21 protein-coding genes and 1 tRNA gene are annotated in these 23,216 nt (G+C 65.1%); 16 read left to right on the top strand and 6 right to left on the bottom strand.

Annotated elements, in window-relative coordinates; translation table 11 throughout:
* Nucleotide 1 precedes the first annotated feature (1 nt).
* From AC4BCN_RS21520 to AC4BCN_RS21495, 6 genes are all read left to right on the top strand, one after another.
* Complete coding sequence (locus AC4BCN_RS21520; RefSeq protein WP_490491724.1) at nucleotides 2-1,006, top strand: SAM-dependent methyltransferase; 1,005 nt, start codon at nucleotides 2-4, stop codon at nucleotides 1,004-1,006.
* A 122-nt stretch (nucleotides 1,007-1,128) separates the two neighbouring features.
* The gene (locus AC4BCN_RS21515; protein WP_490491723.1) at nucleotides 1,129-1,788 is read left to right on the top strand and encodes a sugar dehydrogenase complex small subunit; all 660 of its coding nucleotides are present in this window, start codon (nucleotides 1,129-1,131) and stop codon (nucleotides 1,786-1,788) included.
* On the top strand, nucleotides 1,785-3,443 hold the full coding sequence (locus AC4BCN_RS21510; protein WP_070302271.1) for a GMC family oxidoreductase: 1,659 nt from the start codon (nucleotides 1,785-1,787) through the stop codon (nucleotides 3,441-3,443). The genes AC4BCN_RS21515 and AC4BCN_RS21510 overlap by 4 nt, the downstream gene beginning before the upstream one ends.
* Complete coding sequence (locus tag AC4BCN_RS21505; RefSeq protein WP_490491722.1) at nucleotides 3,440-4,900, top strand: c-type cytochrome; 1,461 nt, start codon at nucleotides 3,440-3,442, stop codon at nucleotides 4,898-4,900. Before AC4BCN_RS21510 ends, AC4BCN_RS21505 begins: the two co-directional genes overlap by 4 nt.
* A 140-nt stretch (nucleotides 4,901-5,040) precedes the next feature.
* Nucleotides 5,041-5,442, top strand: a complete 402-nt coding sequence (locus AC4BCN_RS21500) for a GtrA family protein (RefSeq protein ID WP_128142434.1) — start codon at nucleotides 5,041-5,043, stop codon at nucleotides 5,440-5,442.
* Nucleotides 5,443-5,510: 68 nt separating this feature from the next.
* Nucleotides 5,511-6,809 (top strand): NCS2 family permease, encoded by a 1,299-nt coding sequence (locus AC4BCN_RS21495; RefSeq protein WP_070302267.1) that lies wholly within the window; start codon nucleotides 5,511-5,513, stop codon nucleotides 6,807-6,809.
* An 81-nt stretch (nucleotides 6,810-6,890) separates the two neighbouring features.
* On the opposite strand, the gene AC4BCN_RS21490 is transcribed toward AC4BCN_RS21495, so the two are convergent.
* The gene (locus AC4BCN_RS21490) at nucleotides 6,891-7,598 is read right to left on the bottom strand and encodes a GntR family transcriptional regulator (protein ID WP_070302264.1); all 708 of its coding nucleotides are present in this window, start codon (nucleotides 7,596-7,598) and stop codon (nucleotides 6,891-6,893) included.
* A 259-nt stretch (nucleotides 7,599-7,857) separates the two neighbouring features.
* On the opposite strand from AC4BCN_RS21490, the gene AC4BCN_RS21485 reads away from it, so the two are divergent.
* Nucleotides 7,858-7,933, top strand: a tRNA-Asn gene (locus AC4BCN_RS21485).
* Between the two features lie 120 nt (nucleotides 7,934-8,053).
* Here AC4BCN_RS21485 and AC4BCN_RS21480 read toward each other — a convergent pair.
* A complete protein-coding gene (locus tag AC4BCN_RS21480) occupies nucleotides 8,054-8,437 on the bottom strand; it encodes a hypothetical protein (protein ID WP_490491721.1) in 384 nt (127 codons plus the stop codon).
* 340 nt (nucleotides 8,438-8,777) lie between these two features.
* Between AC4BCN_RS21480 and AC4BCN_RS21475 the strand changes: the two genes are divergently transcribed.
* Entirely contained in the window at nucleotides 8,778-9,569 is a 792-nt protein-coding gene (locus tag AC4BCN_RS21475) for an alpha/beta fold hydrolase (protein WP_490491720.1), read from the top strand.
* Nucleotides 9,566-9,943, top strand: a complete 378-nt coding sequence (locus tag AC4BCN_RS21470) for a VOC family protein (protein ID WP_490491719.1) — start codon at nucleotides 9,566-9,568, stop codon at nucleotides 9,941-9,943. Before AC4BCN_RS21475 ends, AC4BCN_RS21470 begins: the two co-directional genes overlap by 4 nt.
* Before the next feature lie 15 nt (nucleotides 9,944-9,958).
* Here the strand turns inward: AC4BCN_RS21470 and AC4BCN_RS21465 are convergent, their stop codons facing one another.
* Nucleotides 9,959-10,633: a hypothetical protein gene (locus tag AC4BCN_RS21465; protein WP_490491718.1), complete on the bottom strand. Its 675-nt coding sequence runs from the start codon at nucleotides 10,631-10,633 to the stop codon at nucleotides 9,959-9,961.
* Nucleotides 10,634-10,772: 139 nt separating this feature from the next.
* Here AC4BCN_RS21465 and AC4BCN_RS21460 point away from each other — a divergent pair, with 139 nt between their 5' ends.
* The 4 genes from AC4BCN_RS21460 (at nucleotide 10,773) to AC4BCN_RS21445 (ending at nucleotide 17,392) form a co-directional block, all read left to right on the top strand.
* Nucleotides 10,773-11,612 (top strand): M15 family metallopeptidase, encoded by an 840-nt coding sequence (locus AC4BCN_RS21460; protein ID WP_490491717.1) that lies wholly within the window; start codon nucleotides 10,773-10,775, stop codon nucleotides 11,610-11,612.
* Nucleotides 11,613-11,807: 195 nt separating this feature from the next.
* On the top strand, nucleotides 11,808-15,626 hold the full coding sequence (gene tssM, locus AC4BCN_RS21455; RefSeq protein ID WP_490491716.1) for a type VI secretion system membrane subunit TssM: 3,819 nt from the start codon (nucleotides 11,808-11,810) through the stop codon (nucleotides 15,624-15,626).
* On the top strand, nucleotides 15,623-16,603 hold the full coding sequence (gene tagF, locus AC4BCN_RS21450) for a type VI secretion system-associated protein TagF (RefSeq protein ID WP_490491715.1): 981 nt from the start codon (nucleotides 15,623-15,625) through the stop codon (nucleotides 16,601-16,603). Before tssM ends, tagF begins: the two co-directional genes overlap by 4 nt.
* A gap of 9 nt (nucleotides 16,604-16,612) precedes the next feature.
* On the top strand, nucleotides 16,613-17,392 hold the full coding sequence (locus AC4BCN_RS21445; RefSeq protein WP_490491714.1) for an OmpA family protein: 780 nt from the start codon (nucleotides 16,613-16,615) through the stop codon (nucleotides 17,390-17,392).
* A gap of 127 nt (nucleotides 17,393-17,519) precedes the next feature.
* On the opposite strand, the gene icmH is transcribed toward AC4BCN_RS21445, so the two are convergent.
* From icmH to tssJ, 3 genes are read right to left on the bottom strand one after another with little or no spacing between them, the layout of a single operon-like run.
* The gene (gene icmH, locus AC4BCN_RS21440; protein WP_490491713.1) at nucleotides 17,520-18,308 is read right to left on the bottom strand and encodes a type IVB secretion system protein IcmH/DotU; all 789 of its coding nucleotides are present in this window, start codon (nucleotides 18,306-18,308) and stop codon (nucleotides 17,520-17,522) included.
* Nucleotides 18,305-19,675 (bottom strand): type VI secretion system baseplate subunit TssK, encoded by a 1,371-nt coding sequence (gene tssK / locus AC4BCN_RS21435; protein WP_490491712.1) that lies wholly within the window; start codon nucleotides 19,673-19,675, stop codon nucleotides 18,305-18,307. The genes icmH and tssK overlap by 4 nt, the downstream gene beginning before the upstream one ends.
* A 37-nt stretch (nucleotides 19,676-19,712) precedes the next feature.
* The gene (tssJ, locus tag AC4BCN_RS21430) at nucleotides 19,713-20,297 is read right to left on the bottom strand and encodes a type VI secretion system lipoprotein TssJ (RefSeq protein ID WP_490491711.1); all 585 of its coding nucleotides are present in this window, start codon (nucleotides 20,295-20,297) and stop codon (nucleotides 19,713-19,715) included.
* A 277-nt stretch (nucleotides 20,298-20,574) separates the two neighbouring features.
* On the opposite strand from tssJ, the gene AC4BCN_RS21425 reads away from it, so the two are divergent.
* Genes AC4BCN_RS21425 through tssC form a run of 3 tightly spaced genes read left to right on the top strand, consistent with a single transcriptional unit; the run spans nucleotide 20,575 to nucleotide 23,210 of the window.
* Nucleotides 20,575-21,171, top strand: a complete 597-nt coding sequence (locus tag AC4BCN_RS21425) for a hypothetical protein (RefSeq protein WP_485878334.1) — start codon at nucleotides 20,575-20,577, stop codon at nucleotides 21,169-21,171.
* Between the two features lie 37 nt (nucleotides 21,172-21,208).
* Nucleotides 21,209-21,718: a type VI secretion system contractile sheath small subunit gene (gene tssB / locus AC4BCN_RS21420; RefSeq protein ID WP_490491710.1), complete on the top strand. Its 510-nt coding sequence runs from the start codon at nucleotides 21,209-21,211 to the stop codon at nucleotides 21,716-21,718.
* A 1-nt stretch (nucleotide 21,719) separates the two neighbouring features.
* The gene (gene tssC / locus AC4BCN_RS21415; protein WP_490491709.1) at nucleotides 21,720-23,210 is read left to right on the top strand and encodes a type VI secretion system contractile sheath large subunit; all 1,491 of its coding nucleotides are present in this window, start codon (nucleotides 21,720-21,722) and stop codon (nucleotides 23,208-23,210) included.
* Nucleotides 23,211-23,216: the final 6 nt, after the last annotated feature.

Genomic DNA, 23,216 nt, shown 5'->3' with positions numbered 1-23,216 from the left:
CGTGACTTCGGCGCGCGCGGAACTGGCCGCCATGGCGGCCGCGCTGTGCGATCCGCAGCGTTCGCTGGCCAGCCTGGTCGGCGAAACGGTGCAGCTGCGCCTGCTCGTCGAGCGCCATTCGCGCCTGTCCATGGACCGGCAGGACGGCTTGCGCGACGGCGAAAGTTTCCTGCCCAGCGGCTGGGCCATCTCGCCCGTGCAGGCGGGCCTGTGCGCGCGCGAGCCTTACCGCAGCGCCGCCTTCATCCAGGGGCTGGCGCAGGCCGTGCGCGAGCGGCTGGACGTGAACGGTGGGCGGCCCGTGCGCGTGCTGTATGCGGGCTGCGGTCCGTTTGCCTTGCTGGCCCTGCCGGTGATGGCCGTGCTGGACGCGAGCGACGTGCAGTTCACTATCCTCGACGTGCATGCCGAGACCTTGGACTATGCGCGCGAACTGATCGCAGCCCTGGGCCTGGATAGCCACGTCGCCGGGTACATCTGCGCCGACGCGGCAGCCTACCGCATTCCTGCCAGCGCCATGCCGGACGTGATCGTCAGCGAAACCATGAATACGGCGCTGGGCAAGGAGCCGCAGGTGGCCATCCTGCGCAATCTGCACGCCCAAGCGCCCGCAGCGGCGCTGCTGCCGGCAGCCGTCACCGTGCACCTGGGCCTGGACCGGCGCAGCCCTGGCGAGCCGTGCACGGACTGGGGCCGCGTGTTTGCGCTCGATGCGGATGCCATGCGCGCCTGGCAGGGGGAGCAGGGCGACAGGCTGCCGGCCGCCAGCATCCGCCTGCCTGACGTGCTGGAGCAGGCGCCGCGCTTGCTGACGCGCATCCGTGTGCATGGCGACATCGTCCTGGGCGACCATGAGTGCAGTCTGAACCTGCCGCTGCCTTTGCCGGGCAAGCCCACGCTGGCTGGCGGCAGCGTACTCGACTTCCATTACCGGTTGGGCGGCCAGCCGGGGCTGGCGTTTTACCTGCGTGAAAAACAGGAATTGCACCAGCCAATATCTCAGTAGCAATACTACATTGGCAGACTATTTACTTCTGTAGGATAATATGGAACCGGTTCCATCTATGCGCAAATGCACTACGGCGCAATCATCGAAGTCAATAAAACAACAAGTCTTGCGGGAGTCTCATGAACCATCCAGACACTGAACCATCTGCAACATCCGTTTCATCCCTTCCCCGCATCAGCCGCCGCCACGCCCTGATCGGCCTGGCCGCCTTGCTGGCGCAAGCCGGTTTCTGGAGCAATCCCCTGTCCGCCGCCATGCAGGCGCCGGCCAGCGCGCCGGCTGCCGGCCTGGCGCCCGCCACCATGCTGTTCTACACCCTGTCGCAAACGATCACGGGCCACCGCGATCTGTCCGCCGCGACGGCGGCGCGCATCGAGCAAGCCATGCGCACGAACGTGCCCGGCTTCGCTGAGCGCTTGCCGCAACTGGGCGCGCTGCTCGTCACGGGCCAGGAAGCGAAGACCTTGCTGGCGGCCGCCAGCGCCGCCGATGCGGGGCTGCGCGAGCTGGCGCTGGCCATCGTCGCCGCCTGGTACACGGGCACTGTTGCCGGCAACGCGGCGCAGGGCACGAAATCCATCGTCGTCGCCTACGCCGAGGCCTTGATGTACCGCACGGTGGCCGATGGCCAGGTCGTGCCGACTTACTGCAATTACGGTCCCCTGTGGTGGCTGAAGGCGCCGCCGGCCGTGCGCGTTTCCGCACCCGTGGAACCGAAACCCGTGCCCGCGCCGGCCACCACCGGCACCCCTGAACCGAAAGGCAAGCAAGCAAAATGAAATCACCCCAATTCAAGAGTAATGGCGACGTCGTCGCCGATGTCGTCATAGTCGGCACCGGTGTCGTCGGCGCCATGATGGCCGACCAGCTGGCCGCGCAGGGTCACTCCGTGATCATGCTGGAAGCGGGCCTGCGCATCGAGCGTGGTCAAGCCGTGGAAAACTGGCGCAACATGCCCTTCGAAAACCGCGTCGGTTCCGACTTCCAGGGCCTGTATCCGCAAGCGGAAAACGCGCCCGCACCGCTGTATTTCCCGAAGAATAACTATGTGGAAGTATCCGGTCCCAACGGCAGCAGTTTCCAGCAGGGCTATCTGCGCACGGTGGGCGGCACGACTTGGCACTGGGCCGCGTCGTGCTGGCGCCATTTGCCGTCCGACATGCGCATGAAAAGCGATTACGGGGTAGGGCGCGACTGGGCCATTTCCTACGATGAACTGGAACCGTACTATTGCCGCGCCGAGCAGGAAATGGGCGTGGCCGGCCCCAACGATCCGGCCCTGCAATCGCCGAGCGAGCGCAGCGCGCCGTACCCGATGGACATGGTGCCCTGGGGCTATGGCGACAAGCGCTTCGCCGAAGTGGTCAATCCGCACGGCTACCGTTCCGTGCCGATTCCGCAAGGCCGTTCGACGCGCCCATGGCAAGGCCGTCCCACCTGCTGCGGCAACAACAATTGCCAGCCGATCTGCCCCATTGGCGCCATGTACAACGGCATCCACCACGTGGAGCGGGCCGAGCTGAAGGGCGCTGGCGTGCTGGCCGAGGCCGTCGTCTACCGCATCGACACGGACCACAACAACAGAGTGACGGCCGTGCACTGGTATGACGCCAAGAAACAGTCGCACATGGCGACGGGCAAGGCTTTCGTGATTGCCTGCAACGGTATCGAGACGCCGCGTTTGCTGCTGCTGGCGGCGAACAAGAACAATCCGAACGGCATCGCCAACAGTTCGGACCAGGTGGGCCGCAACATGATGGACCACTCGGGTTTCCACTGTACCTTCCTCGCCAATGAGCCGATCTGGACGGGCCGTGGCCCCGCGCAGAGCAGCTGCCTGGTGGGCCCGCGTGACGGCGCCTTCCGTGCTCAATATTCGGCCAACAAGATGATCCTCAATAACATCACGCGTGTCGGGCCTGCTACCCAGCAGTCCTTGAAGCTGGGCCTGGTGGGCAAGGACCTCGACGACGAGATCCGCCGCCGCGCCGCGTTTGGCGTGGACTTGTCGATCAGCCTGGAACCGCTGCCCGAAGCGCACAACCGCCTGACCCTGAGCAAGACGCGCAAGGACCCGCTGGGCCTGGCCTGCCCCGACATTTACTATGACGTGGGCGACTACGTGCGCGATGGCGCGAAGGCCGCGCATGCGCAGCTCAAGCACATCGGCAAGCTGTTCGGCGCCGTGGAATTCCATATCACCGACAGCCTGAACGCGAATAACCACATCATGGGCGGCGTCATCATGGGTTCGAATCGTCTTGACTCCGTGGTCGACGGCAATTGCCGCGCCCACGACCACGCCAACCTGTGGCTGCCGGGCGGCGGCGCCATGCCGTCGGCCAGCGTCGTCAACACCACCCTCAGCATGGCCGCGCTCGGTTTGCGCGCTGCCGACGACATCGCCCGCACCCTGGCAAGGGAGGCTGCATGATGCGCCGTTTATTGCTGAGTCTGACTTTGGCGGCCGGCTTGCCGCTGGCCGCGCACGCGGCGCCACCGGCGCCGCCCGTCACCCTGACGCCGGACCGCCCGGCCGTGCCCGTGCCCGCCAAGCCCGATGCGCGCCTGGAGCGGGGCCGCTACCTGGCCATCGCCGCCGACTGCATGGCGTGCCATACGGCAGCGGGCGGCAAGCCGTATGCGGGCGGCTACGCCATCGACTCGCCGCTGGGCACGATCTACGCGACGAATATCACGCCATCGAAAAAAGGCGGGATCGGCCACTACACGGAAGCCGACTTTGCGCGCGCCCTGCGTGCAGGCGTGCGCGCCGATGGCAGCCACCTGTATCCGGCCATGCCCTACACCAGCTATGCGCAGCTGACGGATGCGGACGTGGGCGACCTGTATTACTACTTCATGCAGGCCGTCAAGCCCGTCGACGAGCCGGCGCGCCAGACGGCATTGCCATTCCCGTTCAATGTGCGCCTGTCGATGCTGGGCTGGAATACCTTGTTCCTCGACAATAAGCGCTTCGTGCCGGACGCAACGAAGAGCGCGCAGATCAACCGCGGCGCCTACCTGGCCGAAGGCCTGGCGCACTGCAGCGCCTGCCATACGCCGCGCAATGCGCTGATGGCGGAAATCGGCAGCCAGACCCTGGCCGGCGCCTCGCTCGGTTCCTGGCATGCACCGAACATCACGTCCGACAAGGTCAGCGGCATCGGTGCGTGGACGGATGCGGAAATCGCCGCCTACCTGAAGACGGGCCACGTGGAAGGCAAGGGGCAGGCGGCCGGTGGCATGGCCGAAGCCATCCAGAACAGCTTGCAATTTTTGCGCGACGACGACGTGGCCGCCATCGTCGCGTGGCTGCGCACGGTGCCGCCCGTGCGCGCACCGGGCCAGACCAAGGCTGCCTTCAGCCATGGCAGCGCCGCCAGCGAAGAACCGCTGCTGCGCGGCATGGCCGCTTCCACCGAGCATCATTCGCTCAACAGCGGCGCTGTGCTGTTTTCCGGCTATTGCGCCAGCTGCCATTCGGCCAGCGGCGCCGGCAGCATGGGACAAAGCTATCCAGCGCTGTTCAACAACACGGCGACCGGAGGCAACACGCCGGCCAATCTGGTGTCGGCCATCTTGTTTGGCGTCGAGCGCAAGATCGAAGGGGAAGAGCACGAAGCGTTCATGCCCCGTTTCGACCAGCGCTCCTACGTGCAGCCCTTGACGGACGAGCAGATCGCGTCGATCGCCAATTACGTGCTGAAGCAGTATGGCAACCCGGACGTGTCCGTCACGCCGGCCTACGTGGCGCAGGCGCGCAGCGGTGGCGAGAAACCCGTGCTGGCGCGTGCACAACCGTTCATGCTGCCGGGCGGCATCGTTGGCATCCTGCTACTGATCGCGCTGTTTGTGTGGTTGCGCCGGCGCCGCCAACGCAAGGAATAAGTGTCGAAACGGCGGCGAATATGAACGTTGGGCGCAACTTGCAGTAAAATGCAGGCTGAAAAATGGTTACGAGCAATCGTAGCCATTTTTTATTCTGGCCCGATCCTGGCGAGAGTGTTCGCCCTATTTGAAAAGTGACAATGTCCCATTCCCTGCATCACCAATTTCTACGTTTCGCCGCCGTCGGCGCTTCCGGCACGGCCGTGCAATACAGCGTGCTGTGGGGCGGCGTGGAATGGGCCGGCATCAGCGCCGCCGCCGCGTCCGGCATCGGCTACATCCTCGGTTCCGTCGTCAACTACATCCTCAATTACTTTTTCACGTTTAAAAGCGACAAGGGCCATGGCGAGGCGGCCAGCAAATATTTCACCTTGCTGGGCATCGGCTGGTGCATCAATACGGGCCTGATGTGGCTGCTGGTACACCAGCTGGGCTGGTATTACTGGCTGGCGCAGGTGCTGGCGACGGGCATCGGGCTGGTCTGGAATTTCGCGGGCAGCCGCTGGTGGGCCTTCAAGCCGGCTGGCGCAGCGACCAAGTAACTAGTTGCAAGAAAAAATGCGCTTGGCCAAGACCAGGCGCGCGGTTTTACCAAAACAAGGGGTTAATCATGCAGTTCCTGGAACGCTATTTCAAACTGAAGGACAACGGGACCAATGTGCGCACGGAGCTGCTGGCCGGCCTGACCACGTTCCTGACGATGGCCTACATCATCTTCGTCAACCCGTCCATCCTCGGCGACGCGGGCATGCCGAAAGACTCCGTCTTTGTCGCCACCTGCCTGGCGGCCGCCATCGGCACCCTGATCATGGGCTTGTACGCGAACTACCCGATCGCGCTGGCGCCGGGCATGGGCTTGAATGCGTATTTCTCGTACACGGTGGTCAAGGGCATGGGCATGAGCTGGGAAGTGGCGCTGGGCGCCGTTTTCATTTCCGGCTGCCTGTTTATCCTGGTGAGCCTGTTCAAGGTGCGCGAGATGATCATCAACAGCATCCCGCCCGCGCTGCGCACGGCGATCACCGTGGGTATCGGCTTGTTCCTGGCCATCATTTCCCTGAAAAGCGCCGGCGTGGTGGTGTCGAACCCGGCCACGATCATCGCCTTGGGCGACTTGCACCAGGCGGCGCCCATCCTGGCCATCCTCGGCTTTTTCATCATCGTCGCGCTGGACCGCCTGAAAGTGCCGGGCGCCATCCTGATCGGCATCCTCGCCATCACGATTGCCAGTTTCTTCTTTGGCGGCAACCAGTTCAACGGCATCGTCTCGGCGCCACCGGCCATCGAGCCGACCTTGTTCAAGCTAGACATCATGGGCGCGCTGTCGATCGGCATCGTCAACGTGGTGCTGGTGTTTTTCCTGGTCGAACTGTTCGATGCGACGGGCACCCTGATGGGCGTGGCCAACCGTGCCGGTCTGCTGAAAGACGGCAAGATGGAACGCATGAACAAGGCCTTGCTGGCCGACAGCACGGCCATTGCGGCCGGCGCCTGCCTGGGCACGTCGAGCACGACGGCCTTCGTGGAAAGCGCGGCCGGCGTGCAAGCGGGCGGACGCACGGGCTTGACGGCCGTGGCTGTTGCGCTGCTGTTCCTGGGCAGCCTGTTCTTCGCCCCACTGGCGCACACGGTGCCGCCGTACGCGACGGCGCCCGCGTTGCTGTACGTGGCTTGTTTGATGTTGCGCGAATTGACTTTCATCGACTGGGATGACAGCACGGAAAGCATTCCCGCCGCCATCACGGCGCTGATGATGCCATTTACGTATTCTGTGGCCAGCGGCGTCGCCTTCGGCTTCATCACCTATGCCGTATTGAAACTGCTGACGGGCAAGGGCAAGCAGGTGTCCGTAGTGGCTTACATCATCGCCGCCATCTTCCTGTTCAAGTTTATCTACTTGGGCGAATAGCGTGGGCGAATAGCGGGTTTGCCGCCGCAATGACAGGGCCGCCCGTGCATCCGCACCGGCGGCCTTTTTTGATGGCGCAGCCTACATCAGCAGCGCCGCCACCAGGTCTTTTTTGGCCTCGCCGGCGCTGCCGTCGAAGCGCAGGGCCGCTTCCACGTGCGCCAAATGCTCGACCATCAGGCGCGCCGCCAGGTCCGCGTCGCCGCTGCGCGCAGCCTCGAGAAAGCGGCCGTGCTCGTCGCACGAGCAGGCGGCATCATGGCCCGACTGGTACAGCATGGTGATGAGCGAACTGCGGCCCACCAGTTCGCGCACGATGTCGCGCAGCACGGCGTTGCCGGCGATATCGGCCAGCAAGACGTGGAAGTCGCCCAGCAGTTGCGAGCGCAGCGGCGTCGCCTGGGCCAGCGCCTGGCGTTCCGCTTTCAGGTGGCGCTCGAGCATCCTGTAGTCGGCAGGCTTGGCCCGCGCAACGAATTCGCGCGCCAGTGCCGCCTCGATGATGCGCCGGGCGGCAAAGATGTCGCGCGCCTCCGCTTCGGTCGGCTGGCTGACGAAGGCGCCCTTGTCGGGCACCATGCGTATGAGTTTGTCTTTGGAGAGGATGAGCAGGGCGGCGCGGATCTTGGTGCGGCTGACGCCGTACAGCCGGCACAGCGCCTCTTCGCGCAGCCGCGTGCCGGGTGGCAATTGGCGTGCCACGATGGCGGCCGCCATATGCGCGGCAATGTCCGCCGAGCTGTCGCCGCTGCCGGGATTGTCCACCAGTGTTGCGCTTGATTCTGTCATGTCGGGTGAGAGCAGTAAGCCAGGGGCAAGGTGCGCCTTGCAAGCGCATGTCTGCGCGGGGGCGTGGTCGACGCTCCGCTGCCGGCATGCCGTTGTGCGCCTTGCGTGTCGGCAAGGCCTGGCTATTCTACTATCTTGCGTGGCGCCACGCAGACGGGCGCAGCCAGCCGGCGAGGCTTGCTCCCTGGCGGCCAGTTTTGCTGGCCATGCAGCAACAACTGGACATGGGAAATTTTGACGTATATAATTCGGCCTCCTTTCCCTGATAGCTCAGTTGGTAGAGCGACGGACTGTTAATCCGCAGGTCCCTGGTTCGAGTCCAGGTCGGGGAGCCAGAACAAGCAGCAGCAAAAGGCCACGTGGCAACACGTGGCCTTTTTTGTCATGCGCACACGGTTTCCCGTTCACGCTAGCCATCGCTTCAGCGCATCAACGGCACGCGCCGTGTTCCCGGATCAGGGATCGACAAACACGTCGAAACGCACCTTGAGCGGGCTGCCCCACGAGATATCCACCCAGGCACGGAAGCCGCCGTTATATGGCGCGATGTTGTACACGGCCATGCGGGCGGCGCCGATGAAGCGGTTCTGGGGAGTGGCGCCATATTCGCTGATGTTGAGCAATACGCGCGAATTGGCCTTCACGTTGGCGTTGGCGAAGTTGACCGAAGGATGCACGCCATTGGCCGTCCACGTGTAGTAGGTGGTGAAGGCGGCGGCGCTCAGGTTCAGGTCCTGTGCGGCCGCGTCTTGCGAGGCCTGGCCGTCCTGCTCCAGCGGCAGGTCGGTGGTTTCCGGGGCCAGGTTGCTGCCCGTGTGATTTTCTACTTTCATTTCCATGATGTACTCCTCATCGATAGTTTGGACACCGCGCCTGTCGTTGTGCGGCAAGACGCCCTATCTGTGTTGCCGTGACGGCCAGTGTCACGTCCGGGCTGATAAGGTAGCCGCCTGCTCCATGCTGTTGGAGTAATTCATTCTAGGCATACACAGGGGTAGAAAGCGCGCTGGGCCGCTGGAAAAGCGGCGCTCGCTTGTGCTGGCGCAAACACCTTGCAGGCAAGCGGCAAGAACTTTTCCAGCAGGCTATTTTTACGGGGGCGCCACGCATGCCGTGCAGGACAATGGCACAATAGGCCCAGCCGACCTGCCGATACGGAACCCGTTGCGAGCCTAGCCCATGCCGATACTGAACCTGAGTGCCGAAACCGATATCTATTACGAACTGATCGAAGGCGACCCCGCCAAGCCCTGCCTGGTATTCCTGCATGAGGGGCTCGGCTGCTGTGCGATGTGGAAAGATTTTCCCGCGCAGCTATGCCAGGCGACGGGATGCCGCGGCTTGCTGTACGACCGCCACGGCTATGGGCAGTCGTCGCCGCTGGCGGCGCGCCGCCAGCTCCATTATTTGCACGACTACGCGCTGTGCGAGCTGCCGCAAGTGCTGGCGGCACTGCTGCCGGGACAGGACCATTTTCTCGTCGGCCACTCCGATGGCGGCAGCATCGCCCTGATCTATGCGGCGCAGCAGCCGCCGCGCTTGCGCGGGATCATCACCGAGGCGGCGCATGTGTTTGTCGAAGGCATCACGCTCGATGGCATACGCGAGGCGGACGCGGCATTCGGCGCGGGCAAGCTGCGCGCGCTGGCGAAATACCATGGCGACAAGACGGAAACGATTTTCAAGGCCTGGTCGGACACATGGCTCAGCTATGGCTTCCAGTTCTGGAACATCGAGTATCTGCTGCCCTCCGTCGAATGTCCGGCGCTGGTGGTGCAGGGCAGCGAGGACCAGTACGGCAGCGCGGCCCAGGTCGACACCATCGTGGCGCAGGCGCTCAACGCCATGCCCGCCATGGTCGAGCAGTGCGGCCATACGCCGCACCAGGAGCAGCCACAGGCATTGCTGGCGCTGATGGAAGGCTTTTTGCAAGGCCGCATGGACGCGGCCACTCACCCGAGAACGGCATGATAGGCCACCTCGACCACCTGGTATTGACCACCCGCGACAAGGCGGCCTGCATCGATTTTTATACGCGCGTGCTGGGCATGCGGCTGGAAACGTTTGGCGTCGGCCGCCATGCCTTCAAGTTTGGCGCGCAAAAAATCAATCTGCATGAGGCCGGCAAGGAATTCCTGCCCAAGGCGGATTTGCCCACGCCCGGTTCGCTGGACCTGTGCTTCATCGCCGCCGTCCCGCTTGACGTGTTCATCGCCCATTTGGCGGCGCTGGGGATTGCCATCGAGGAAGGGCCGGTGGCCCGCACGGGCGCCAACTGGCCCATCCGCTCCGTGTATCTGCGCGATCCGGACCGCAACCTGATCGAAGTGTCCGAGCGCGTCTGAGGTTCACCCCGACGCTCAATGGCAGGCGGGATCGCTGTCCCAGCGGCCCGAGCAGATGCGCGAACGGCACAGCATGCCTTCGATCAGGCCCAACTGCTGACAGCGCTGCAACAGTTCCGCCGTTTCTTCTTCCTGTTTGCGCAGCACCACGTCGCGCACGGGCACTGCCGTGCCTGCCTGCCGGTGCGCATGGGCCACCATCGCCGTCAGCAAGGCAACGTCGCTGTCGCCGGGCGCGGCAGCCGGCTTCCCCCCTTGTGGACGGGCGACCGCCTGGCGCACGGGCGCTAGCACCTTGCGCGGCGCGTTCGAGGCTGCCACCTCGGGCAAGGGCGGTCCCGCCGTATTGACGATGGTGGCCGCCTGCACCGGGGAGGTTGCCTGTTGCAGCACCGTTGGCGCCGGTATTGCGGGCGCCGCCGTGGCAATGGCGGGCGCCAGCGGCAGTGGCGGGGCGTCCGTGTCGTAGGCGAGCACGGCCGTGATCAGCACCGCCAGGCACAGCGCGCCAGCGGCCCCGTGCCGCCAGCCGGGGCGCCAGCGCAGGGCTGGCTTGGCCACAGGCGCGGCGACGCCGTGTTCGAGCTGCGACAGGATACCCTTGCCTTCGATGCGCGCACCAGCCGCGCCGGCCTTGCTCAGCAGGTCAGGACCGCGCGCCTGGCCATCCCCGGTTTTCAGTAAAGACAAAATATCACCTCCGCAGTGGATCAAATTCGACTGACCTTGATGTAAACCGCGCTCATGCGGGCCGCGGACGCCTACGATCTAGCGATACCGCCGAGCAATGGATTGCCCGGCCCCGCCGATTCCCGTCACGGAGCGCCCCATGTTCGTCGCCCTGGTCCTGATGTATTTTCTGCTTGCCTGTCTTGCCTGCTGGATGCTGCTGTTTCCCGGCGGCCGCGCCATCGTGCTGCACACGCTCGTCAACCTGGGCTGGCGCATGCAGCGGCGTGCACAGGGGTTGCAGCGGGGCGGCGGCGCGCAGTGGCAGCGCGTGCAGCAACACACGGGCTCGGGCATGGCGCGCGTCTGGCAACTGCTGTGGCGGCATCGTTGGCTGAGCCTGGCAGGCAGCGTGCTGGTCATCGTGCCGCCGCTGCTGGCCTGGCTGTCCAGCGACCGCATCGCCCTGCGCGGCTATGCCGACCAGCAACACGTCATCAACGACCAGGTCAGCGACTTGCTGAAGGGCGAGCAACTGGTGCCGCCACCGACCTTGCCGCCGCTGCTGTTTTCCACGGCGGAAGTAACGCAGCTGCGCCCGCTGCTGGGCGGCGCCAGCCGCAACTGGCAATTGCTCGACCACGATTTCGCGCAGCGTCTGCTGCTGGTCTTCAAGATCATGAAGGACGTGCATGGCTATGACATGGTCCTGCTGGAAGGCTATCGCAGCCCCGCGCGCCAGGATCAATTGGCGGCGGCCGGCCCGAACGTGACGAACGCGAAGGCGTTTCAAAGCTATCACCAGTATGGCCTGGCGGCCGATTGCGCATTCATGCATGAAGGAAAGCTCATCATTTCTGAGAAAAATGCCTGGGCCATGCGCGGCTACCGTTTATATGGCGTGACGGCCGAATCGGTGGGCCTGCGCTGGGGCGGACGCTGGACCATGATGGATTTTGGCCACACGGAATTGCCGCAACCGCGCGTGCTGGGCAAGTAAGCCGCGCCAGCCATTCTAGCGCCGCGCACCACCCCGAATTTCACAGCTGCAAGTTTGCTTGCGTAGCATCAATGGCTTGCCGCTGCCTGCCGCGCGCTGGCGCCCGGTACTTGTCGTATGTCAACAAAGGCGCGCGCCATTGCTGTCAGCATGGGCCGAATCCGCCTTGCTTTGCGACCTCACCCTGGGCTTATCATGCTGCGACGAATCTGGCATTTCCTCACCGACAGCCGCCAACTGACCATCCTCGGCTTCGTGGCGCTGGCCGTGTTCCTGTACCTGGGCGCCGAGGTGCTCGAAGTGGCGCTGATCTGGGCCCTGATCTTGCTGCTGCTGGCCTTTGCCACCTGGCTGGGCCTGTGGCTGTGGCGCCGGCGCCGTGCGCGGCGCGATGCCCAGGCGCTGGGCCAGGCCATCCTCAACGAGGCCGAGATCGCCGCCGCGCAGGCGGCCTCGTCCTCAACGGCCAGCAACACCCAACAGGGCGAACTTGACGCCGTGCGTACGGGCATGCTGGCTGCCATCGAGACCATCAAGACGTCCAAGCTGGGCCTCAAGTCGGGCGCCGCCGCCCTGTACGAATTGCCGTGGTACATGATCATCGGCAATCCGGCGGCCGGCAAGAGCAGCGCCATCCTGCATTCGGGCTTGCAATTCCCCTTCGCCGACGGCAAGATCGTGCAAGGCGTGGGCGGCACGCGCAACTGCGACTGGTTTTTCACGACGGACGGCATCGTGCTCGACACGGCGGGGCGCTACTCCGTCGTCGACGAGCACCGCGGCGAGTGGTTCGGCTTTCTCGACCTGCTGAAAAAATACCGGCGCAAGGCGCCCATCAACGGCATCCTCATCGCCGTCAGCATCGCCGAGCTGGGCGGCGATCCTGATGTCGGCATGCAACTGGCGCGCAGCCTGCGCAAGCGCGTGCAGGACGTCATCGAACGCCTGGAAGTGTTTGCACCCCTGTACATCGTGTTTACCAAGGCGGACCTGATCGCCGGCTTTACGGAGTTTTTCGCCGATGCCGAGCGCAGCGAGCGCGAGCGCGTATGGGGCGCCACCATGCCCTACCAGCGCAAGTTGCCCACGGCCGACTTGCTGGCGTTTTTCGACCAGAGCTTCGATGAATTGCACGATGGCTTGACGGAGCTGAGCCTGGCCAACATGGCGCACCGGCAACGCAAGACGATGGCGCCCGGCGTATTCACCTTTCCGCTGGAATTTGCCGCCATCAAGCCGGCCCTGCGCGCCTTCATCGCTACCCTGTTCGAGGAAAACCCGTTCCAGTTCCAGCCCGTGTTCCGCGGCTTCTATTTCACCAGCGCGCTGCAGGAGGGCGAGCCCGTCAGCGCTTCCTCGCAGCAGGTGGCGCGCCGCTTCGACCTGGCCTTCGCGCCGGCCCCGGCTGCCGCGCCGTCCGGTGCGCGCCAGCATGGCTATTTCCTGCTGGAGCTGTTTCGCAAGGTGATTTTTGCCGACAAGCACCTGGTGGCCAACTATGCCAACCGGGCCAAGCTGCGCTTCAAATATGCCGTGTTCTTCGCCGCCACGGTGTCGCTGGGCGCCTGCCTGGGCGGCTGGAGCTGGTCCTACCTGGGCAACCGGCAACTGGTGGCCAATGTCGAGGCCGATTTAAATAAAGTGGTCAAGTTGCAGGAGCGGCGCCTGGACTTGCAGTCGCGTCTGGAAGCGCTCGAGATATTGCAAGACCGCATCGAGCAGCTGGAAGCGTACCGCACGCAACGGCCGTGGTCCTTGCGTCTGGGCCTGTACCAGGGTGAACTGCTCGAACGCAAGCTGCGCGAGGAGTATTTTGCCGGCGCGCGCCAGGTCATGCTGGCCCCCGTGGCGGGTGCGCTGGAAGCCTTGCTGTTCGAGATGAATGCCAGCGCCGACCAGCTGCAGCCCACGGCGCGCACGCCGCAGACGCCGGCCGCTGCGCTCGCAACGCCTTCCGCCCCGCGCAATGTCCAGTACCAGGCGGCCAGCGCGACGAATGTGGAGGACGCCTACAACGCGTTGAAAACCTATCTGATGCTGGCCGACAAAACGCATGCGGAAAGCAGCCACCTGAACGACCAGATGACGCGCTTCTGGCGCGGCTGGCTGGAGGGTAACCGGGGCGCCATGCCGCGCGAGCAGATGATACGCAGCGCCGAACGGCTGCTGACGTTTTACCTGGCGCAGATCGGCGACCCGTCCTGGCCGCGCATCGAACAGAAGCTGGCGCTGGTCGACCAGGCGCGCGAAAATCTGCGCCGCGTCGTGCGCGGCATGCCGGCGCGCGAGCGCGTGTATGCCGACGTCAAGGCACGCGCCTCGACGCGTTTTCCCGGCATGACGGTGGCGCGCATCGTCGGCGAGCAGGATCAGGCCCTGCTTGCGGGCAGTTATGCCGTCTCCGGCGCCTTTACGCGCCAGGCCTGGGAAAAGTTCGTCGAGGGCGCGTTTCGCGACGCCGCCAACCGCGAACTGCAAAGCGCCGACTGGGTGCTGAAAAGCGCCTCCACCGACGACCTGACCCTGGAAGGCAGTCCGGAGCAGATCGAGAAAAATCTGGTGGCCATGTACAAGGCCGATTACGCGCGCGAGTGGCAAAAATTTGTGCAGGGCGTGGCCGTCGCCGACCTGAAAGGTTTTGACGGCGCCGTGCAGGCAATGAACCGCCTGGGCGATCCGCAGTCGTCGCCGATCGCCAAGCTGCTGACGACCATTTACGAGGAAACCTCGTGGGACAACCCGGCCCTGCAAAATGCGCAACTGCGCAAGGCCGAGCGGGGCATCATCGCCTGGTTCAAGGAAACCGTGCTGCGTCGCGCGCCGTCGCAGCTGACGGCCAATCCCGGCCTCAATGCGCAGATTGACCCGGCCCGCCTGGATAAACCGATGGGCCCCGTGGGGCGCGAATTTGCCGGCGTGGGCAAGCTGGTGGCGGCCAGGGACAACAATGCCTCGCTGATGCGCGCCTACCTGGAAGCGCTGTCGAAACTGCGCAGCCGTTTGAACCAGCTGAAGAACCAGGGCGACGCGGGGCCGGGCGCGCGCCAGTTCATGCAGCAGACCCTGGAGGGCAGCGGCTCCGAACTGGCCGACGCCCTCAAACTGGTCGACGAGCAGGTGCTCACGGGGATGAGCGACGCGCAGAAGCAGGCGATACGCCCCATCCTCGTGCGCCCGCTGATGCAGACCTTTGCCGTCATCGTCACGCCGGCCGAACTCGATATCAACAAGACCTGGGCGGCGCAGGTGTACGAACCGTTCCAGAAATCGCTGGCCAACAAATATCCGTTTGCGCCCACGGCGCGCATCGAGGCGAGCAACCTGGAGATCGGCCAGTTCTTCGGTCCGGAAGGCCTGGTGGCGAAATTCGTCACCACATCCATGGGCCCCTTGGTGGTGCGGCGTGGCGACGTGCTGGCGCCGCGCACCTGGGCCGACATGGGCATCAGCCTGGCGCCGCAGGTGGTGGCGCGCTTTCCCGGCTGGATTGCGCCGCTGGGTGCGGGCGGCGTGGCGGCCACCTCGACGGCGGCGCAAACCGTGTTCCAGATCCAGCCGTCGCCCGCGCCCGGCACCCTGGAATACACGGTGGAAATCGACGGCCAGCAGCTGCGCTATCGTAATACGCCGGCGCAGTGGACGAACATGGTCCATCCGGGGCCGCAAGGCGCGGCGGGCCAGCAAGGCGCGCGCATCACGGCCGTCACCTTCGACGGGCGCACGGTGGAACTATTCAACGAGCCGGGGCAATTCGGCTTGAAGCGCATGATCGATGCGGCGGCCAAGAAGCGCAAGGATGGCGGCGTGTTCGAACTGCGCTGGACGCGCGGCGACGTGGCCGTGGCGGTCAACCTGAAGATCACCAGCAGCGCCGAGACGACAGGCGCCGGATCTGCCACGGCGGTGCAGGATCAGGGCTTTCGCGGCATGCAGCTGCCCGAGACGATCGTCGGCATGCCGGGCGTTCCCGTGCCAGTCATCGCCGCAGTTGCGGCGACCGGGGTGGCGCCATGATGCGCGCGGCGCAGCAGGTGCGCCTCGGCTACTTTGGCAAGATCCCCGCGCGCGGCGATTTCATCAAGGCTTGCGACAATCACGCGCTGGTGCAGCTGCTTGACGACTGGCTGGCGCAGGTCATGACCGCGCTGACGGTGGAACCGCGCTGGAAGCTCAATTACGACGCCCTGCCGCCGCTGCGCTTTGCCTTCGTCGGCACGCGCAGCCGGCGCGCCATCGCCGGACGCCTGGAAGCGAGCAACGACCAGTCGCTGCGGCGCTTTCCCTTCATGGCCATGGGCGCGCTCGAAGTCGATGACGCCGAAGCCTTTGTTGCTTGCAGCCCGCTGGCGCTGGCGCCCCTGTGGCAGCGGGTGGAGCAGCTGTCGCAGGGTATCGTGGCCAGCACCGAGCCGGGGCCGGCGTTGCTGGCGTTGGCCGGCAACGTGGTCGAAGTCGAACCGGCCGCAGCCTGCCATGCGGCGCGGCTGGCCGCCTTTTTGCAGGCGCAGACCGTGCATGGCCTGCAAGCGATGCTCGCTTCGCCTGCCTTCCCCGTGACGGTGCGCGAATTGCTGCTGGGCCTGGGCCTGCTGCTGCGGCCTGTGCGTCAGAGCGGCTTGCCGCGCCTGGAGAAAAGCCTGGTGCTGCCGCTGCCGCAAGACGGGCAGCAGCGCGAACTGGTGGCCAGTTTCTGGCTGCACCTGATCGCGCCTTTCCTGCGCCAGGCCGATTTCGAACTCGCGCTGTTTTTTCCCCACCTCGACGAGGCGCCCGTGCTGGTGATCGGCTTTTGCGGCGCCGACCCGGATGGCTTGCGCGCGCTGATCGACCCGCAGGCGGGCAGCGAACGGCTGATCGTGTTCGACCAGCTGGACTGGGTCGAGGAGCAGCTGGGACACGGCGCGGCGCGGCGCCAGTTTTCCGCTTGCCTGCAGCAGGAGCAGCTGTCGCTGCGCTCGGCCTGCGCCATGTTTGCCGACACCTTTGCCTGAAGGACCGCGATGAAATCACCTGCCATTTTCCTGCTGCTTGCCGCGGCCGTTCCCTGCCGCGCGCAAGCGCAAGTACCCCAGACGCCGATGCCGGGGCAGATCCTCGTCACGGGCACTCTGGCCGACGAGGCGGGCAAGGCGGCCGTGCTGGCCCGCCTGCGCGAACTGTATGGCGCCGAGCGCGTGGTCGACCAGATCACCATCGGCAACGTGGCCGTGCCGGCCAACTGGAACGCCTACGTGCACAAGCTGATCGCGCCGAACCTGAAGCTCATTTCACGGGGCCAGATCACCGTCGACGGCAACAACGTCAGCGTGCGCGGCGAGGTGGCGAACGAGGCGCAGCGCCAGCAGATCGCCAGCGACATCGCCACCAGCCTCAATCCCACCTACATCGTCAACAACGGCTTGCGGGTCAGGGCGGCCGAGGCCGAGCAGGGCTTGCTCGATGCGGCGCTCGATAAACGCATCGTCGAATTCGACAGCGGCAAGGCCACCATCACGCCGGCCGGCCTGGCGATCCTCGACGAGATGGCGGCCGTCATGCTCAAGCTGCGCGGACGCAAGGTGGAGGTGATCGGTCACACGGACGACACGGGCCTGCGCGCCAGTAACGTGGCCCTGAGCCAGGCGCGCGCCGAAGCCGTGCGCGCCTACCTGGCCGGCAAGGGCATCGCGGCTGATTCGGTGCTGGTGTCGGGCCAGGGGCCGGACCGCCCCGTGGCCAGCAACGCCACGGCCGATGGCCGGGCGCGAAACCGGCGCATCGAGTTCAGGATTGCGCAGTAGATTGGGTTGACACCTCACAAAACCGTAGCGAGCGGAAGGGAGAGGCGGTCGAGAAGCGCAACCGTGCTAGAGCACGGTGAGCATCGCAGGCCGCCTATACCGACGCGCAGTAGGTTTTGTGAGGTGTTCAGGGCAGGGTGATGGTCAGGTGAGCCGGCCGTGGCGCCAGCTTGACCAGGTCTGCATACGCGGCCAGGGTCGTTTGCGTGCCGCGCGTCAGATGCGTTTTCAGACCCAGGTAGGCGCAGATGGCCAGCAGGGCGAAAAAGCTCGACAGCGCCCACAGCGGCACGTCGCTGCCACGCTTGTTGACCACCTGGTCGGGGCGTTCCGCGCGCGGCGCGAAGCCACGGCTCTTGCCCTTGATGTGGGCGATCTCGTCGCCCAGGCGCGCCGTCAGGTAGCTGAGTTTTTCGCCGCCGTCGATCGCATACTTGCCCTGGAATCCCAGCAATAAACACATGTGGAAGACCTGCAGCGCCTGCACACGCATGGCGCCCTTGCCGCGCAAGGCGTCGAGGCGGTCGAAGAAGTGTTCGCCGGCCAGCTGGTCGCCGAAGATCAGCAGCTGCAGCGGGCGCCGCTCCCACTGTTTGCGCAGGGCGAAAGGCGAGGCCAGGATGATTTCATCGACGGCCGCGCAGAACGCATACTTGGCCGCCTCGATATCGTCGCCATCGGCGCGGATTTTTTTCGCCTCGCGTTCGAAGTCGTCGAGGAAGGCCGTGATGCGGTCCATGAAGCTTTGCTCGTCGCCGGGCGCCGAACCGTGCTTCAGCATGAACAGCATATAAAAGCCTTCGTGCATCAGGTCCAGCAGGGCGCTGCCGGCATGCCTGCTGGCCGTGCCGCCGGGGGCGGAACCGCGTTGTCCCAGCAGGGAGGGCGCCGCGCGCCGTTCGATGAGCTGGCTCATGCCGTCACCGCGATCAGTTCCAGCTGCAGGTCGCGTATGCCGGCCGGCACGTAGACGGAAATCGACTGCGCCTTGAGCATCTGCTCATACAGGACGCCACGGTTTTCAATCGCAAAATAATAGGTGTCGGGGCGTACGGGAATGGCGGCCGGCACTTGCGGCGCATGCGACAGCTTCAGGCCGGGCATGGCCGTGAGCACGCATTTTTCCACGTCGTCGGGCGCGCCCACTTTCACGCGTAGCGGCACCACGTCGACCAGTTCGATGGCGGGCATGGCGGCGCGAATGGCCAGGTACAAGGTGGTGTGCTGGTCGATCTTGCCCGAATCGAGCTTGCCCAGGTAGTAGGACGGCTTGTCTTCGAGCAGGGTGATGGAAAAATACTTCGACGAGATGACGGTGTCGAGCAGTTCGCGGATGATCGCGTCGATGGCGTCGAAGCAGGCGCCCGGCTGCGCGTGATCGTAGGCGGGCAGGCTGGCCAGGGTGTAATGCTTGGAGTAGCTGAGCAGGCCGCCCGCCAGGCCCAGCAGCGCCTCGTACAGGCGCTCCGGATGCAGGGCCGGATGGCGCACATAGTGCATCAGGGCGGCGGCGGCCGTGCTGACCGTGTGCAGCAGCCAGAACGAGGACACGTCGCCCGAGCGGAACTCGATCACGTTGCGGCTCGGTTCGCGATGGTGGCCGTGCAGCGCGCTCACTTTCGCCTGCAAGGCGTCGAGCAGGTGTTCCAGCACGCCCTGCAGGCGCGGCGCGCCGGCGATCGCCAGGCTGGGCGCTATGAACGAGGGCACGGGTTCGAAGCCGCCCGACACCGTGCGCCGCAGTGCGATCAGCGGCAGGCAGTCGTAGGAGCCGCGCGCTTCGCTGTCGGGAATCAGGCGCACGGTTTTCTTCAGGTAGGCCACGTCGGCCACGGCGGACTCAGTGAACAGGTCGGGCGTGGCGCGCATGGCGTGCGCGAAGCGCGTGCTGGCCGGCGTGCCTGCCGTTGATGCCTGCAGCGTGTAATTCATGCCTTCGCGGTTGAGGATGGGCAGCGCCGCATAATACGTCACTTCCTGCACGGCCGGCGGCAGCGCTTCCAGATCCACGGGCGGGGGCAGGGTGTCGCTGCCGGGCGCGCCGTCGCCCAGCGCCTCGAATACTTCGCCGTCGCGGAAGATCGCCGACAGCGCTTGCAGGCGCAGGGTGCCCGTCTTCAGCGCCGCCAGGTCCCACGCCATGTGCGCCACGCCCCACAGGTAGGGATGCAGCGCGCTGGCCGTGTGATGCAGGCGCGCTTCGTGATATTGATCCTGGCGCTGGAAATGCTGCGGCCGCAGGAACAGGCCTTCTCCCCACAAGACTTTCGCTGCCATGCCCATCTCGATTCTCCTCGTATGTGTGGCGTGTCTGTTCGTGTTACTGGCAGCGCGGGGCCGACAGCGCGGCCACCCCGCTGATGCTGAGCGCGCAGGCGTGCAGGCCAACGGTGATGCCGCCGCGTTCCGCATCGGCGGCGGCAAAGGTGGCGCGCCAGCGCTGCGCTGCCGGCGCGCGGAACAGGGCCACGACGCCGATGAAATACGCTTCCTTGCTGACTTTTTCCTGTACTTCGTAACGCTGGCCCGGCACCAGCAGCACCTCCTTGACTTCCATCAGGTCGGCGCCCAGCGCGGCCTTTTCGCGCTGCGTGTCGAGGAAGCTGTCGTACGGCGCCTGTTCGAAGGCGGCGCTCTGGCGCAGCTTGTAGATGCGCGCCACCAGGGCCAGCGGCCGGCCATCGGCATCCGTGTTGAGGCGCTGTGCCGCATGCAGGCGGATGCTGACATTGCGCGGCGGCTTTTGTGCGTCGGGCAGTTCCGGCGGCGGCTTGGCCACGCCGGCCATTTGCAGCGCCGCGTTGGCCAGGGTGCCGATGGCGCCGCCTGCGCAGCCGGCCTGCGACGACGCCAGCAACAGTAGCGCGGTGGCGCGGGCCGGGCGGAGCATGGCGTCAAATGGCATGGGCGACCTTTGTAAATTGAAGGGTGGAAATAAAAGTGTTGCAGTCATTTAAGCGCATGCACTGGCGGCCTGCTTGCGTTGGCGCAAGATCGGCCTGCGATCAAGACAATTACTGCGCCAGATCAGGATTCATGGCGCTGTACGCGGCTGTGATGTGGAACTTCTTCTTTGCTGATTAATCTCAATTTGGCAAAAAATTGCCGATCAATAATAGTCTCCACCAAGGCGCCGCCCATCTTTCCCAGCGGTAGCGTCCTCCACGTGAAGGAGTGCCCCGATGAAGCCAGTCAGCATCTTGCCCCGTATTGCCTGCCTCGCCAGCGCCTTGCTGCTGGCCGCCTGCGCCACGCCGGACCAGCCGGCGTCCCAAAAACCTGCCGCACCGACCCTGGCGCAAGTGATGAGCGACGCCGATGCGGCGGCGCGCGCCGGCCAGTACGAGCGTGCCATGACCCTGCTACAACGCGGCGGCACCAGCTACCCGGCCGACAAGGCGCCATGGCTGCAAATGGCGCAGATGAAGTTCGACCGCGGCCAGTACGGCGACGCCATCGGCCATGCGCTCGAAGCGCTGGAGCGCGACCCGGACGACAAGGTGGCCAACAGCATCGTCGCCGTCAGCGGCTTGCGTTTGTCCGGCAAGGCGCTGGCCGACCTGTCGCGGCAAAACAATCTGAATGGCTCGCTGCGCTCGGAAGCGCAGGACCTGGCCAAGCTGCTGCGCGCAAGCATCGGCGAAGACGTGCTGGTGCCGCCGGCCAAGCGCCCGCCGGCGGCCGGCAAGCGCGCTTCCGCATCCGGCTCCGGCACGCCGGCAGCGAAGGGCGCGGCGGCGCCAGGCAGCACGGCCGACCCGTTCAGCGGCCTGAAATAAGCGAGCATCCCCACCATTCCCTTGCAAAGGAAGCGACATGCCCAAGTCCGACAGCGTGCAAAAACGCTTGCAAAAGGTACGCGCGCCGCGCGTGCAAATGACCTACGACGTCGAGATTGGCGACTCGATTGAAAACAAGGAGCTGCCCTTCGTGGTCGGCGTGCTCGGTGACTTTGGCGGCAATCCGGACAGCGAGAAAAAACGTCTGAAGGACCGCAAGTTCGTTTCCATCGACAGTGATAACTTCGACGAAGTGCTGGCCGGCGTGGAGCCGGTGGCCCGTTTCGCCGTGCCGAACCGCCTCAGCGAGGCGGGCGGCGCGTTCGCCGTCGACCTGCATTTCCGCTCGATGGATGACTTCCGCCCGGAATCGGTGGTGCGCCAGGTCGACCCCTTGCGCAAGCTGCTCGAGGCGCGCACCAAGCTGGCCGACCTGCGCAACAAGCTGGCCGGCAACGACAAGCTGGAAGACTTGCTGACGGAAGTGCTGAACAACACGGACAGCCTGGCCGCCCTGAAGCCGCAGTTCCCGGCGCAGGAGGATTGAGATGAGCGCCCAGGCAGAAGCACTTGCAGTATCGGCCGCCAATGCGCCGGCCGCCACCGACTTGCTCGACCAGATCGTCGAGCAAAGCCGCGTCGCCAAGTCCGGCGCCGAACATGCGCGCGCGCGCGATCTGATCTCCGAGCTGGTGGCGCAGGTGCTCGACGGCACGGTGCTGATGTCCAGCAGCCTGTCGGCGACGCTGGACGGACGCGTGGCGGAGATCGACCGCTTGATCTCGGCCCAGCTCAGCGAAATCATGCACGCGGCGCCGTTCCAGCAGCTCGAACAAAGCTGGACGGGACTGCACTACCTGGTCGGCAATTCCGATACGGGAACGCGTTTGCAGATCCGCATGTTCAACGCCACCAAGCGCGAACTGGTGAAGGATTTCCAGGCCGCGCTGGAGTTCGACCAGAGCAGCATGTTCAAGAAGGTGTATGAAGAGGAATTCGGCACCTTCGGCGGCGCGCCGTTCGCCGCGCTGCTGGGCGATTTTTCCATCTCGCGCCAGCCGGAAGATATCTATTTCGTCGAGCAGATGTCGCACATCGCCGCCGCCGCGCATGCGCCGTTCATCGCCTCGGCCGCGCCGGAACTGTTTGGCCTGGAAAGCTACGGCGACCTGGGCAAGCCGCGCGACCTGGCCAAGGTGTTCGACACCATCGAGTACGCGAAATGGAAAGCCTTCCGCGAGTCCGAGGATGCGCGCTACGTCGGCCTGACCTTGCCCCGCTTCCTGGGCCGGCTACCGTTCAATCCCGTCGATGGCACCACGGTCGAAGGTTTTAATTTTGTCGAGGAAGTCGACGGCAGCGACCATCACAAATACCTGTGGTGTAACGCCGCGTATGCGTTCGGCTGCAAGCTGACAAGCGCCTTTGCCGACTACGGCTGGTGCGCCGCCATCCGCGGCGTGGAGGGCGGCGGCCTGGTGGACGACCTCCCCACCCACACCTTCAAGACGGACGAGGGCGACGTGGCCCTGAAATGCCCGGCCGAAGTGGCGATCACCGACCGCCGCGAAAAGGAATTGTCGGACCTGGGCTTCATCTCGCTGGTGCACTGCAAGAACACGGCGTATGCGGCGTTTTTCGGCGCCCAGTCGGCGCAGAAAAGCCGCAAGTACAACAGCGACGCGGCCAATGCGAACGCGGTGCTGTCGTCGCAGCTGCAGTACATCTTCGCCGTCTCGCGCATCGCCCACTACATGAAGGCCATGATGCGCGACAAGATCGGCAGCTTTGCCGCCGCCTCCAACGTGGAAGATTTTTTGAACCGCTGGCTGATGCAGTACGTGCTGCTCGACGATAACGCCAGCCAGGAACAGAAAGCGCAGTTCCCGCTGCGCGAGGCGTCCGTGCAGGTGCACGAAGTGCCGGGCCGGCCCGGCGTGTACCGCGCCGTGTCGTTCCTGCGGCCGCACTTCCAGCTCGATGAATTATCCGTTTCGCTCCGACTGGTCGCGGAGTTGCCGAAGTCGACCAATTCCTGATTCACC

This window comes from Janthinobacterium sp. Bl 1 (genome assembly GCF_058215535.1).
Note: the sequence above shows the minus strand (reverse complement) of the source record. Positions and strands in the feature narration are given on the sequence as shown.

Bases quoted from the DNA above. Each gene is read 5' to 3' on its own strand.
- tssK (WP_490491712.1), bottom strand. From the start codon at position 19,675: ATGGGCATGGCAGCGAAAGTCTTGTGGGGAGAAGGCCTGTTCCTGCGG.
- AC4BCN_RS21460 (WP_490491717.1), top strand. From the start codon at position 10,773: ATGTTCGTCGCCCTGGTCCTGATGTATTTTCTGCTTGCCTGTCTTGCC.
- AC4BCN_RS21480 (WP_490491721.1), bottom strand. From the start codon at position 8,437: ATGGAAATGAAAGTAGAAAATCACACGGGCAGCAACCTGGCCCCGGAA.
- AC4BCN_RS21510 (WP_070302271.1), top strand. From the start codon at position 1,785: ATGAAATCACCCCAATTCAAGAGTAATGGCGACGTCGTCGCCGATGTC.
- AC4BCN_RS21445 (WP_490491714.1), top strand. From the start codon at position 16,613: ATGAAATCACCTGCCATTTTCCTGCTGCTTGCCGCGGCCGTTCCCTGC.
- tagF (WP_490491715.1), top strand. From the start codon at position 15,623: ATGATGCGCGCGGCGCAGCAGGTGCGCCTCGGCTACTTTGGCAAGATC.
- AC4BCN_RS21505 (WP_490491722.1), top strand. From the start codon at position 3,440: ATGATGCGCCGTTTATTGCTGAGTCTGACTTTGGCGGCCGGCTTGCCG.
- icmH (WP_490491713.1), bottom strand. From the start codon at position 18,308: ATGAGCCAGCTCATCGAACGGCGCGCGGCGCCCTCCCTGCTGGGACAA.
- AC4BCN_RS21470 (WP_490491719.1), top strand. From the start codon at position 9,566: ATGATAGGCCACCTCGACCACCTGGTATTGACCACCCGCGACAAGGCG.
- AC4BCN_RS21425 (WP_485878334.1), top strand. From the start codon at position 20,575: ATGAAGCCAGTCAGCATCTTGCCCCGTATTGCCTGCCTCGCCAGCGCC.
- AC4BCN_RS21515 (WP_490491723.1), top strand. From the start codon at position 1,129: ATGAACCATCCAGACACTGAACCATCTGCAACATCCGTTTCATCCCTT.
- AC4BCN_RS21475 (WP_490491720.1), top strand. From the start codon at position 8,778: ATGCCGATACTGAACCTGAGTGCCGAAACCGATATCTATTACGAACTG.
- tssB (WP_490491710.1), top strand. From the start codon at position 21,209: ATGCCCAAGTCCGACAGCGTGCAAAAACGCTTGCAAAAGGTACGCGCG.
- tssC (WP_490491709.1), top strand. From the start codon at position 21,720: ATGAGCGCCCAGGCAGAAGCACTTGCAGTATCGGCCGCCAATGCGCCG.
- tssM (WP_490491716.1), top strand. From the start codon at position 11,808: ATGCTGCGACGAATCTGGCATTTCCTCACCGACAGCCGCCAACTGACC.
- AC4BCN_RS21490 (WP_070302264.1), bottom strand. From the start codon at position 7,598: ATGACAGAATCAAGCGCAACACTGGTGGACAATCCCGGCAGCGGCGAC.
- tssJ (WP_490491711.1), bottom strand. From the start codon at position 20,297: ATGCCATTTGACGCCATGCTCCGCCCGGCCCGCGCCACCGCGCTACTG.
- AC4BCN_RS21500 (WP_128142434.1), top strand. From the start codon at position 5,041: ATGTCCCATTCCCTGCATCACCAATTTCTACGTTTCGCCGCCGTCGGC.
- AC4BCN_RS21495 (WP_070302267.1), top strand. From the start codon at position 5,511: ATGCAGTTCCTGGAACGCTATTTCAAACTGAAGGACAACGGGACCAAT.